Below are 12,824 nucleotides of genomic sequence, written 5' to 3'. Positions count from 1 at the left end.
AGTATTTTAACAGTATTTGTCTGAACTACCATTTATAAGCATCATTCATTTACCAAAATCTCTGCATGCATTCAGCGTAGGCAAAAACAAAATGATATAATGGCGCAGCTTTTTACTTGCCGCTATTTTTGCGCGCTGTCATGCCCGTTTGGCGACAGTCTCATCGTATGCATCGGTAGACGAGCGCTTGCATGCACGGCGACAACGATAAAAAACTGTCGTTGATTTTAGACAATCAAGGTCAACACGGTCACGCTTTGCAAGTGCATAAATCAGGTTTGAACATTCATATTAACAATAAGGGTATCTTATGTCAGCTACGGCCACGTCAAACGCCACCTTCATCTCTCAAGTTACCGCCCTTGCCGATTGCGTCGGGCAGACACCCTTGGTGAAATTGCAGCGCTTGCCTGAGCAAGAGCAGATTGCTGGTGGCACAGCGGTCTTGGCCAAGCTAGAAGGTAATAACCCAGCAGGTTCGGTAAAAGATCGCCCAGCATTTAACATGATTTATCAAGCAGAGCTGCGCGGTGATATCAAGCCAGGTGATATGCTGATTGAGGCCACCAGCGGCAATACTGGTATTGCGCTCGCCATGGTTGCCGCCATGCGCGGCTATCCGATGACGCTACTCATGCCGACCAACTCAACCCAAGAGCGCAAAGACGCCATGACGGCTTATGGTGCCACCCTCATCGAGGTCGATGAAGGCATGGAAGCGGCGCGCGACTTGGCTTTGCAGATGCAAGCCGATGGCAAAGGGATTGTGCTGGACCAGTTCAACAACCCTGACAATAGCCAAGCGCATTATCTCACCACAGGCCCTGAGCTTTGGACACAAACAGACGGTAAAATCACTCACTTTATCAGCTCTATGGGGACCACAGGCACGATCACTGGGGTGTCTCGCTATCTAAAAGAGCAAAATCCAGATATTAAGGTGATTGGTCTACAGCCTGATGAAGACGCCTCTATTGCAGGCATCCGCCGCTGGCCTGCTGAGTATATGCCGGGTATCTTTGATGCTGATTTGGTCGATGAGGTAATGGATGTCGATCAACGTATCGCCGAAGTCTATATGCGCAAACTGGCCAAAACCGAAGGCATCTTCGCTGGCGTATCATCTGGTGCCGCTGCATGGGCGGCGCTACAAGTCGCCAAAGCCAATCCAGACGCCGTCATCGCCTTTATCGTCTGCGACCGCGGTGATCGTTATTTATCGACTGGTTTATACAATGTAGATGACGACAAGGTTAATGACAACAATGTTGTTAACGGTACAGAAAACGCCGCACAATAAGCTAACAATTAATTAGGTTTACCTATGTCACAAGCCTTACCATCCGACCCGATACTGGTCTTCGATATCGAGACCGTCGCCGATACCGATGCGGCGCGCCGTATCTATCCACAGTTGACTGAGCTTAACGATGCCGATGCCCTCAGCGCACTGACAGCAATACGCACTCAAGAAGCGGGTCATGATTTTATGCGTCTGCCACTGCAGCGTATCGTCTGTATATCAGCGCTGTATATCAAGGACGGTCAGTTTTCTTTGTTTTCTTTGACGGCGGACAAATTTAGCGAAAAAGACATTCTTGCTAAGTTTTTTCGGGCGTTTAATGATCTTGAAAAACTGCCGCAACTGATCAGCTGGAACGGCTCTGGCTTTGATATTCCGGTGCTTATTTATCGCGCCATGCAGTATGACTTGGCAGCGCCGTGGCTATTTGAAGAAGGCGAGCGCATCAAAAACATGCGTTTTGATAATTATGTCAATCGCTTTCATACTCGCCATTTAGACTTGATGGATAGATTTAGCCAATACGGTGCCAGTCGCCGCGAAGCCATGGATGTGGTCGCAAGCCTCTACGGCCTGCCTGGCAAGACCAGTGTCGATGGTAGCATGGTGGGCGATCTGGTTAATGAGGCAGATTGGCAGACACTGTCGATATATTGCGAGTCTGATGTCATGAATACGTGGCTGATTTATTTGCGCTGGTTACGACTAACCGGACAGCTGTCTTTGCAGGATTTTGATATATGGCAGCAGCAGAGCCTGACTTATTTAAGACAATATACCCAAGCAGATGGTCGCCCACGTCATCATGAGTTTATCGCTGATTGGTCGTCGGCACCCGACGCTTAAACCCTGTGATTGACCATCCAATATTACCGCAGTGCTATGAGCAAAGCTATACACAGTAGCACTCACCCTTATCTTATTTTTCGTTTATTATTAAGGCAGGTTTATGCAGCCCACCGATTCAAAGACTTCTACGGCACCCGAGGCGACGACGCCTGAGAGCGCTCGCCAAACAATCACCATTCCGCCCAACAAAAAAAAATCCAAACCCTCTTCAAAGACACGTCGACGGTTAAAAGAAGCCGAGCCGCTGCCTTTTTCGATTGATGGTCTATCACATGATGGTCGCGGCGTGGCGATATATGGTAATGGCTTTGGCGTAGATGACGGCCATATCGAAGACAAGCACGGCAAAAAAGTTTTTGTCAGCTTTGCTTTACCAGGTGAGAGCGCTTTAGTGAAGTTGACCAACAGTCGTGCCAGCTTTGAAGAAGGCGACGCTGTGAGTATTACGGCCAATCCAAATCCTGAGCGCGCGGTTCCGCCCTGCCCGCATTTCGGCGTCTGCGGCGGCTGTAGCTTGCAGCATTGGCAGCCAGATGGGCAAATCAATTTTAAACAGTCTGTACTGGCAGAGATGCTCATCCATCAGGCCAATGCCGAGCCTGATACTTGGCTGGCGCCTGTGGTCGGTGATCGCCTCGGCTATCGCACCAAAGCGCGCTTGGGCGTACGCTATGTCGCCAAAAAAGAAACAGCGTTGGTCGGATTTCGAGAGCGCTCTAGTAACTTTTTGGCGGAGCTAAATGAGTGTCATATTCTAGACCCGCGTATCGGTTTTGAGATTGAAAACCTAAAAGCGCTGATTAGTACTTTAGAGAGCCGTGACAAGATTGCCCAGCTTGAGCTGGCGATGGGTGAACAAATAGACGGACTACCAGACGGCAATCAGCCCGTTGCTTTGATCGTACGCAATTTAGCGCCGTTGTCAGAGGCGGATGTAGAAAAACTAAAGGCGTTTTTTGCAGCGCGCAGCTGGCAGTTGTATCTACAGCCCAAAGGTGCTGATAGCATTCAGCGTATCGCCTTGAGCGCTGATGATGATATGAGTCAGCAGTTTGGACGTTTGTATTATCAGCTACCCGAGTTTGACCTGACGTATGAATTTATTCCAACTGACTTTACGCAAGTGAACTTATCCGTCAACCGTCAAATGACCAAGCTTGCTTGCGACTTGTTGGATTTAAAAGCAGGCGAACGGGTACTGGATTTGTTTAGTGGACTGGGCAATTTTAGTCTGCCCTTAGCGCGGCTTGTCGGAGAGACAGGCTCGGTGGTCGGCGTAGAAGGCAGTGACGCAATGACCGCGCGCGCCGCAGACAACGCCCGCCGTAATGGCCTTAACAACACAGAATTTTATAGTCAGGATTTGACGCATGATTGCTCAGATCAGCCGTGGGCCAACCAAGGCTTTGATGCGCTCTTGATCGACCCACCACGCTCTGGCGCGTGGGAAATTATGCAGTATCTGCCTAAGTTCAACGCTGAGCGCATCGTTTATGTCTCTTGTAACCCAGCGACGCTCGCGCGCGACACCAAGGCTTTATTAGAGCAAGGCTATCGCCTGACGCATGCTGGGGTGATGGATATGTTTTGTCATACCGGTCATGTAGAGTCCATTGCCCGTTTTGAGAAGGTTGCGGTTTGATATTACCGGCGTGTCCTTATCAAAAAAGAACACGCTGTCTTTATTAAAACTATAGATAATGTCGCGAGGCAAACCCGCTAGTTCAACCTATCAACAACAGACATTACATAGCCTCGCTTGATTTGTCGCCTCAAAATGAGATAATAATAAACAATCTTCCTATGTCTACTCTATCAGCACATGGCGAAGACGTGCACTCATAGCTTTATATATTTTATTTGCATTTTATAGCTGCTAAAAAAGGATTTTTTAGCAGTTGTATTGGTTTATAGCTGACACTTTGTGATCTCATCCAAAGTGCGTGCAGAGTAGATGAAGTTATAATCAATTCAAGATAGCTAAGAGGAGTCGGCTATGGTCAAAATTCGTGAAGGATTGCCGTTGGTGGATGGACAAACCACTCAAGCTGACAGTGCCACACTAGCGGCGCAACTGGTTGCGAGCCAGCGCTCTCACCAATCTGCCAATAGCTATGCCCAAATTCCTCTCGATATCAAATACCAACTGGCCACTCATAAGCTGCACACCACCTTTGATCGCTCCGCCGATCATGCGCTGCATACACATGACCCAAAACTTGCCAATGATTATGCAAACAATCCGCTTTTGGACAAAAACAACAATTTAACCAAAAAAGAGCTGGAGGCGATTAATCTAGATCAAGTCAACATCGACGTCCCAACGTGGCTGGACAATGTCGCCAAACGTATCGGCCAAGATGCGGTGCCTAATCTCAGCGCGGCTTGTGAGTTTATTCGCAGCCATATGAATACCAGTGAGTCCGAGCGCTCAGGTGCTTATGTCACAGGTATTGGCATGACCGATATTTTGACGTACCTGTATCAAGACGAAGATGCCTTGGTGGCAGCGATGCTTTATCGTAGCGCGCGCAAGTCTATCATTAGCCTGACAGATATCGAAAAAAACTTCGGAGCAGACATCGCCACCTTGGTCAAAGATACCCTAGCGATGGGTAAGCTGTCGGAGATCATCGAGAGCAACAAGCGTTTAGAAGACCACTTTGTCAACAACCAGCGCGACCAGCTCTCTAACATCTACAGCATGCTCATCTCGGTCACCAACGATGTCCGTGTTGTACTGATAAAGCTTGCCGAGCGTACCTTTGCCATGCGTGAGCTGACTTTTTCTAGTAAGGAGCGGCAAAATCGCGTGGCGCGAGAAGTCATGACCATCTATGCCCCATTAGCGCACCGATTGGGTATCGCCCAATTAAAGTGGGAGCTAGAAGACTTGGCTTTTCGCTATCTGGCACCTGAGCGCTACAAAGAAATCGCTAAGCTGCTGTCAGAAAAACGCAGTGAGCGCGAGTCTTATATCCAGCGCGTGCAAGACAAGCTCAATGAGGCGCTGGCAGACGCCGGTATCGAAGGAGAAGTGTCGGGACGCGTCAAACACATCTACTCGATTTATCGAAAAATGAAGCTCAAAGGCTTATCGTTTGATCAGCTTTATGATATTCGGGCGCTACGGGTTTTGGTCACCAGCCCCTCAGATTGCTATCACGTACTTGGGCTCGTGCATGGCTTATGGCGTTATATTCCAGAGCAGTTTGACGACTATATCACCAACCCGAAGTCCAATGGCTATCGCTCGCTGCATACTGCCGTCATTGCCGAAAACAAATCGCTGGAAGTACAGATTCGAACGCGCGAGATGCACTTTGAGGCCGAGCTTGGCATGTGCGCGCATGTCAATTATAAAGAAGGCTTAAAAAACAAAAAAGACAATTACCTCAATCAAAGAATCAGCTCGCTGCGGCAGCTTTTGTCCATTAATAACGAAACCCGCAATCAGCCGCGCTCGGCAGTTTTAGCAGGCGAAGAAATAGAAGAGCTGGAGCTTGATGAAGAAGAACAGTTAGTCGATTTCGATGAGCTGGAGCGCATTTATATCTTTAGTCGTGATGGCGATATCACCGAGCTGCCAAAAGGCGCGACCGTCCTTGATTTTGCCTATTATGTCCATACGCAGGTGGGCAACCGCGCACAGGCAGCGCGAGTCAATCAGCGCTATGTGCCGCTGACCTACCAGCTCAAAACGGGCGAGCAAGTAGAGATTATCACCAAAGCCTCACGTGAGCCTAATCGTGATTGGCTGGTGGCCTCGCTTGGTTATATCCATACCAACCGTGCACGCTCAAAACTACGCCAATGGTTTAACAAGCAAGACCGTGACAAAAACATCGAGATTGGGCGGCAAATGCTCAGCAAAGAGCTTGAGCGCTTGTCCGTACATCCCAACAGCATTGATCTCAATGACTATACCCAGCATTTTAATGTCAATAATACCGATGATATCATCGTCGGGTTGGTCACCGGTGACATCGGCTTAAACCAGCTCACCAGTCATATCTCGCGTCAGCTACAGCTAGAGCCGGAGCGACCGCCAGAGGATTTTGTACCCAGCATCGATACCAAAGACACAAGCAAGCTCGATGCCTATAAGATACGAATCGATGGACTGGATAATATAGAGATTAGCTTGGCGGGCTGCTGTCACCCTATCCATGGCGAACCCATCGCCGGCTATATCACCTTGTCACGCGGTGTCAGTGTCCACAATCGTGGCTGTCCAGAATATCTGCGTCTCATCGAGCGTGATCCTGAGCGCGAGGTAGAGGCCAGCTGGCGCGTCCAACCTGGCCGCTATCAACCAGTCGCTATACATATAGAGGCCTATGACAGACGAGGGTTATTACGCGATTTGACACAGATTATTGACAAAGAAAACGTCAATATTCGCCAAGTTGAGACGTTAAGTAATGACGACAATATCGCTTTTTTGAAGTTCCATATCGAAGTATCAGGACTGGCGCACTTGTCTAAACTACTGGCCAAGCTCGAGCAGCAGCACGGTATCTTGCATGCCAGACGTGCCGTCGCATAAGGCGCGTATTTTTATAGCCTGTCCCTTGACCTGAGCCTACAAACTTACCTTAATCATAGAGTTATCATAAAACATCATGCCGGAATTGCCTGAAGTAGAAACCACCAAGACCAGCCTAAGCCCCTTACATGGTCAGCAAGTTGTTGACATACAAGTGTTTCAGCCAAAACTGCGCTGGGCTATGCCAGATGATTTGGGAAGTTTGATTCATCATACCTTAGTCAGTGTGGAGCGCCGCGCCAAATACTTGATCCTAAACTTCTCACCCTCTACTTCTGATGATGGCTCTCAGCACGCTCATATAAAGGAGCCAAAAAAGCTATTGGTGCATTTGGGTATGTCAGGCAGCCTGCAACAACACGAGCATGCGACCGAAAAACGCAAACACGATCATCTGCTGATCACATTTCGCGATACTGACAACAACAAAACCCAGCTGCACTACTATGACCCTAGACGGTTTGGCTCGGTGCTCTGGTATCGAGACTATCGCACCAAGCTGCTTGATCACTTAGGCCCTGAGCCTTTGTCAGAGGCGTTCACCGCTGACTATCTGTACCATCTGATTCAGCGGACAACTGCACCTAACGACAAGAATGGTACAGCGGCTGCCAGCACCACCAAATCAAAGAAACAGCCGATCGCCCGCGCAATTAAATCAGTGATTATGGAGCAGCAGGTCGTCGTTGGTGTGGGCAATATCTATGCGACAGAAAGCCTATATTTATCAGGTATTCATCCCGCCACCCCAGCCCATCAGCTCTCCTATGAGCAGCTATTGGTTTTGGTCGCTCATATCAAAGATATTTTATTAAAAGCCATAGAGCTGGGCGGCTCGACCCTACGCGACTTTACGGTGGCAAGCGGCACCACGGGTTATTTTCAGCAAACACTCAATGTTTATGGCAGACAAGGGGAAGCTTGTCCACACTGCGATACACTCCTCAAAAACATCAAACTTAATGGCCGCGCAAGTGTCTATTGTGCCAACTGTCAGCCTCTAAATCCTTAAGTGGTGCTCACCTGTTAGCAGCTCGGCTGACTGTTATCTCATTGGCTTTAAACAACCACTCATAACGCTCTACTATTTATTTATCGATAATACCATCGCCGTTCATATTTCCGCCGCGCGATTGTACGCATTTTTGTTGCTTATTGACGCACATCTTGCTTTAATAGTGCTAGCACTTACATAAGTTGTGCAAATCATTCATCTATCTGTAATATTCAAGCTGTCTATTATTGCGATAACTTTATAGAGACGCGGTTTCCTAGTTGCTTTAAAAGCACCAGCAAACTATATTAATCATGAGTTTTAGGATATCATTATGACTGTTAGAGCCAACAACCAACGCGCCGTTAAGCAGAAACTTTTTACAGCAGTCGCAAGCTTAGGTTTGATGGCGGCTAGCATGCAGCCTGCGTTGGCAGCGATAGAGATTGATGAAAGCGACTTTGGCCCCTCTTATGAAACCATGGTCGTGGATACCGTTGTGGGCAAGCCTTTGCAACTGGTCAATGCAGTTGCTGGCACCGCCGCTTATATCGTCAGTTTGCCGTTTTCTATCATCGGGGGTAACCCAGATCAAGCTCAGCAAAAGCTGTTCGTTGAGCCGTGGAGTGCCATGGGTCGCTGCTTAGGCTGTACCGTCGCCGAGGATAACTATTATAAAGCGCAAGCCGTCAATGATAATGTCGTACGTATCGTCGTAGACCAGCCATCAGAGATCTTAATCAATACCAATGATTATGTGGTCGTAACCCCTTAGTCTTTGCTGCTTTACTCTACACTCCTTACCTTAGTCTTTGCTCTAAATCTTATTATCTTTGTCCTAACGCATATGCAAAAAAAACGGCTAACCCTAGGGTTAGCCGTTTTTATTACTGAACTTTTAGCTTAAATAAACTTTCGTACTATATTTTAGCACTGAGTGTTTAAGCTCTGGTTTGTCTTACGCTTTTTTGCTACGGCTGTGACGCTTACGCTCACTTTCCGTCAAATAACGCTTACGGATACGGATAGCTTTTGGTGTCACCTCTACCAACTCATCATCTTGAATAAATTCAAGCGCTTGCTCAAGGGTGAACTTCACAGCTGGCGTCAATGTCAACGCTTCATCAGTACCACTAGCACGAACGTTGGTTAGCTGTTTTGCCGTCGTTGGGTTAACGGTCATATCATCACTACGTGAGTTTAGACCGACGATCATGCCTTCGTAGACTTCTAGCTGTGGCTCAGCAAATAGCTTACCGCGTTTTTGTAGGTTAAATAGTGCAAAACCTAGACATACGCCATTGGCCATAGACACCAACACACCATTAGCGCGGCCACCGACATCACCAATTTTTTGCGGACCATAATGGGAAAAGCTTGATGTCATGATGCCCGTGCCTGAGGTTAGCGTTAAAAACTCAGAACGGAAACCAATCAAACCGCGCGCAGGCATCGTTGCCTCAATACGCATACGACCTTTACCATCAAGCTCCATATTGGTCATCTCGCCTTTACGTAGACCAACTTGCTCCATGATAGGGCCTTGATGCTCTTCTTCGATATCAAAAACCACGTTTTCATACGGTTCTTGTAGCTTACCATCGACTTCTTTTACGATAACTTCAGGACCTGATACCCCAAGCTCAAAACCTTCACGGCGCATGTTTTCGATCAATACAGAAAGGTGTAGCTCACCGCGACCTGATACTTTAAATTTATCAGGAGATTCTGTATCTTCTACGCGCAGGGCGACGTTGTGAATCAGTTCGCGCTCTAGACGCTCACGAATATTACGTGACGTCACAAACTTACCATCACGACCAGCAAACGGTGAATTGTTTACTTGGAAGTTCATAGATACCGTTGGCTCATCAACCGTCAACGCTGGCAGTGCTTCTACATGGTTTGGATCACAGATGGTGTCTGAGATATTTAGTGCATCGATACCCGTGATACAAACAATATCACCTGCTTGCGCATCTTCTACATCGATACGCTCAAGACCGTGGTAACCCATGATTTTTAAAATACGGCCGTTACGTGTTTTACCGTTTTTATCAATAATCGTGACCTGTGTGTTGGTCTTTACTTTACCGCGCTGGATACGACCAACCCCGATAACACCAACAAAGCTGTTGTAATCAAGGCTTGAGATTTGCATACGGAATGGCGCATCTGCATCTACTTGAGGTGGCTGTACCACATCAACGATGGTTTTAAATAGCGGCGTCATGTCTTCTGCCAAATCATCAGCATCTAAACCTGCAATACCGTTTAGCGCTGAAGCATATACTACTGGGAAATCAAGCTGCTCATCGGTTGCGCCCAAATTATCAAATAGATCAAAGATTTGATCCATGACCCAGTCAGGACGCGCGCCTGGACGGTCGATTTTATTGATAACCACGATCGGCTTTAGACCTTGTTCAAATGCTTTTTGCGTCACAAAACGAGTTTGTGGCATTGGGCCATCAACCGCGTCCACTACCAACAAGACGCAATCAACCATTGACATAACACGCTCGACTTCACCGCCAAAATCGGCGTGACCTGGGGTGTCTACAATGTTGATACGGTATTCGGTACCATCAGTCTGATCTGTCCAGCGGATGGCTGTGTTTTTAGCCAAAATAGTAATACCACGTTCTTGCTCAATATCACCTGAGTCCATCGCACGCTCAGCAATGTTTGCACGGTCGCCAAAAGTACCAGACTGATGTAATAACTTATCAACCAAAGTGGTTTTACCGTGGTCAACGTGGGCAATAATTGCAATGTTACGCAGGTGTTTGATATCGTTCGCCATATAAAATGCTCGTTTCGTCTTAAAAAAATGCAGTAGCAATAAGCGCCGCTGGATAAAATTTTATCATCAATCAGACAGGTATTTAATACTGATTTAAAAAGTCGTCCAATAAGTATCGACTTTCTAATTATTTCAAGAGAATCAAATATCTACACTGATAAATTCATCATACAGATAGCTATGCTAATGTACACTCTGTCAATTTACAGAATGTTTGGGCTGCTAGTATAACATTATTGCCCGATAAATTTATGTAATTACTTGCTTTTCTCAATACATAAATAAAAAAAAGCCACCCTATGGGCAGCTTTTTTTGTAACTATATATGAGTGTTTTTCACTCAAGACTTGAGTCTATCAGTTGTTATTTACTGAACAACCATGTCTTTAGTTTGCTCAACAGTCATTGTTTTGTCACCAGTGATGATGGCATAAACACGACGGTTCATAGCACGACCTTCTTCAGTGTCGTTTGGCGCGATTGGGTTGTTATAACCATAGCCAACAGTGGTTAGACGGTTTGGCTCGATACCAAATTCGTTAGTTAGCATAGATTTAACCGCAACAGCACGAGCTTCAGATAGACGTTGGTTATAACGTGCTGAAGGACCAGTCTTAGAAGCATGACCTTCTACGCGAGCGGTAGAGTTAGGATACTCACGCATCTTCTCAGCAACTTTAGCGATTTCTGGCTTGTACTGGTTTTTGATCGTTGACTTGTCGTTGTCAAAGAATACGCGTAGTTCCATTTTTAGCTCATCAGTAATATCTACTGGAACTGGGCAACCGCGCTCATCAACGACAACGTTCATTGGAGTGTCTGGGCAAGCGTCGATGCTATCAGGTACACCATCACCATCAGAATCAAGGTCATCAACAACCACGACTGGCGTGTTGTCAACTACTGGCTCTTGCATAGGTGGTACTGCTACTGTAGGTGCTAAATGGCCACCAAGTACAACTTCTAGACCGGCCAATGCCATGCCTTCCCACCAGTTGTTGTCAAAGTTGTGAATCGCACGAGCTTCACCACGTAGGCTTAGTGCATCGTTGATACGATACATAGCACCTAGACCTAGGTTACCGATAGTGTCTTTAGAGTTTGCTACTTCAGTACCAGCTTCTACATTTCCACCAGCAGTAGTACCTTGAGCATCAGCTGTTGCTACATATTGCTCTTGGTTTTCTACTTCAATTTTAGATTGACCAGCACCAACCAATACATATGGTTTGAATGCGCTGTCAGTGTAACCCGTGAACTCTTCAGTACCGATCAAGAAGTTACCAGAAAGCATGGTTTGTTCTACGTCAAAACGGTTGACACCTGAAACCGCTGAGTCTTCTGACGCTTCGCCATTGGTATTAGTAACACCATACTCCACCTGGAACTGCGTAGAAGGTGTCAATTCGATACCTAATGCTGCACCAGTATAAAGACCGCTTTCTTGCGCTACGCCACCGTTATTATTACCGCGTGGCTCATTTAACCACTCAGTACCATTAGCATCAGCGTACAAGTTTTTACCAGTACGAAGGACTTCACGTTGCTTATCACTAGTATCGCTGAACTCTTCAGTCATGTGATAACCAAGTAATAGCGGGCTGATTGTTACGCCAGCATTTGCTGCTAAAGGCGCAGCTGCTACAGCAACCAGAGCTAGAGCAATTTTATTCAATTTCATGGACTTCCTCCAAAGGATAATTTTAGTGATGCGTTAAGCAAAACCGCTTCTCAAGACGCTCTAAAATAGACATCTTTTACGAATTTTAAGTTACAAAGCAAAACCAATTAAGGAGTAGCTTAGCGATTATCAATTCAGTTTACAACTTTTTTCGTTAACGAGCTACACATTATTACACGATAATGTCGTAACTAAAACACAATAACCAGCATAAGTTACCTAGAACTAACACACCTTACGCTTTTTATCTTTTGTATGTCAGTTCGCAATAGATAGTTCACTTAACAATACCTACTGTCTGAGCGTATTTTAATACAGTTAGTAATTTTTCTCTATTGTTAAAACCCAGCATTCACCAATTGAAACATTTTTTGACAGTAGACATATATTTTGTTTAAAATCCATAAGTCGACATTTATTTACTGTAAATTATAGTGTATTTACCCCACTCTCAACTTGAAATAAGCAAATCAAACTGAAGAGGCGGGTTACCAAGTTTTTTATTGAGTACAAAGCACAGATTATGCGACAGAATCTTACGAATCAATCGATGAGACAAATGCCATAAATCTCTTGCTCGCACTCTTTGTATATTAAATCGTTCTGATAGCTGACCAATGACTGTTTCAACGATACGGCGAG

Annotated in this window: 8 protein-coding genes and 1 pseudogene; 6 read left to right on the top strand and 3 right to left on the bottom strand. The window is 46.3% G+C overall.

Annotation, left to right across the window (positions count from 1 at the left end; all coding sequences use genetic code 11):
- Positions 1-310: 310 nt before the first annotated feature.
- From cysM to JMX98_RS08690, 6 genes are all read left to right on the top strand, one after another.
- Positions 311-1,300 carry a cysteine synthase CysM gene (cysM, locus tag JMX98_RS08715; protein ID WP_227680099.1) on the top strand — a complete coding sequence of 330 codons (990 nt, stop codon included), beginning with the start codon at positions 311-313 and terminating at the stop codon, positions 1,298-1,300.
- A gap of 24 nt (positions 1,301-1,324) precedes the next feature.
- Positions 1,325-2,149 carry a 3'-5' exonuclease gene (locus JMX98_RS08710; protein ID WP_201585952.1) on the top strand — a complete coding sequence of 275 codons (825 nt, stop codon included), beginning with the start codon at positions 1,325-1,327 and terminating at the stop codon, positions 2,147-2,149.
- Positions 2,150-2,252: 103 nt separating this feature from the next.
- Complete coding sequence (gene rlmD / locus JMX98_RS08705; RefSeq protein WP_105244821.1) at positions 2,253-3,794, top strand: 23S rRNA (uracil(1939)-C(5))-methyltransferase RlmD; 1,542 nt, start codon at positions 2,253-2,255, stop codon at positions 3,792-3,794.
- Between the two features lie 354 nt (positions 3,795-4,148).
- Positions 4,149-6,701 (top strand): RelA/SpoT family protein, encoded by a 2,553-nt coding sequence (locus JMX98_RS08700; protein ID WP_201585950.1) that lies wholly within the window; start codon positions 4,149-4,151, stop codon positions 6,699-6,701.
- A 76-nt stretch (positions 6,702-6,777) separates the two neighbouring features.
- Positions 6,778-7,713, top strand: coding sequence for a bifunctional DNA-formamidopyrimidine glycosylase/DNA-(apurinic or apyrimidinic site) lyase (gene mutM / locus JMX98_RS08695; protein WP_201585947.1), 936 nt, complete (start codon positions 6,778-6,780; stop codon positions 7,711-7,713).
- A 316-nt stretch (positions 7,714-8,029) separates the two neighbouring features.
- Positions 8,030-8,470 (top strand): hypothetical protein, encoded by a 441-nt coding sequence (locus JMX98_RS08690; RefSeq protein WP_201585945.1) that lies wholly within the window; start codon positions 8,030-8,032, stop codon positions 8,468-8,470.
- 183 nt (positions 8,471-8,653) lie between these two features.
- On the opposite strand, the gene typA is transcribed toward JMX98_RS08690, so the two are convergent.
- From typA to JMX98_RS08675, 3 genes and pseudogenes are all read right to left on the bottom strand, one after another.
- Entirely contained in the window at positions 8,654-10,501 is a 1,848-nt protein-coding gene (gene typA / locus JMX98_RS08685; protein WP_105244817.1) for a translational GTPase TypA, read from the bottom strand.
- Positions 10,502-10,868: 367 nt separating this feature from the next.
- The gene (locus JMX98_RS08680; RefSeq protein WP_201585944.1) at positions 10,869-12,182 is read right to left on the bottom strand and encodes an OmpA family protein; all 1,314 of its coding nucleotides are present in this window, start codon (positions 12,180-12,182) and stop codon (positions 10,869-10,871) included.
- 451 nt (positions 12,183-12,633) lie between these two features.
- Positions 12,634-12,824, bottom strand: a pseudogene (locus JMX98_RS08675) (IS982 family transposase); the annotation flags it as partial.

It is taken from the genome of Psychrobacter sp. HII-4 (genome assembly GCF_904846595.1).
GTDB lineage: Bacteria > Pseudomonadota > Gammaproteobacteria > Pseudomonadales > Moraxellaceae > Psychrobacter > Psychrobacter celer.
The sequence above is the reverse complement of the archived record's forward strand: the minus strand, read 5'-3'. Positions and strand labels throughout refer to the sequence as shown.

Bases quoted from the DNA above. Each gene is read 5' to 3' on its own strand.
- cysM (WP_227680099.1), top strand. From the start codon at position 311: ATGTCAGCTACGGCCACGTCAAACGCCACCTTCATCTCTCAAGTTACC.
- JMX98_RS08710 (WP_201585952.1), top strand. From the start codon at position 1,325: ATGTCACAAGCCTTACCATCCGACCCGATACTGGTCTTCGATATCGAG.
- rlmD (WP_105244821.1), top strand. From the start codon at position 2,253: ATGCAGCCCACCGATTCAAAGACTTCTACGGCACCCGAGGCGACGACG.
- JMX98_RS08700 (WP_201585950.1), top strand. From the start codon at position 4,149: ATGGTCAAAATTCGTGAAGGATTGCCGTTGGTGGATGGACAAACCACT.
- mutM (WP_201585947.1), top strand. From the start codon at position 6,778: ATGCCGGAATTGCCTGAAGTAGAAACCACCAAGACCAGCCTAAGCCCC.
- JMX98_RS08690 (WP_201585945.1), top strand. From the start codon at position 8,030: ATGACTGTTAGAGCCAACAACCAACGCGCCGTTAAGCAGAAACTTTTT.
- typA (WP_105244817.1), bottom strand. From the start codon at position 10,501: ATGGCGAACGATATCAAACACCTGCGTAACATTGCAATTATTGCCCAC.
- JMX98_RS08680 (WP_201585944.1), bottom strand. From the start codon at position 12,182: ATGAAATTGAATAAAATTGCTCTAGCTCTGGTTGCTGTAGCAGCTGCG.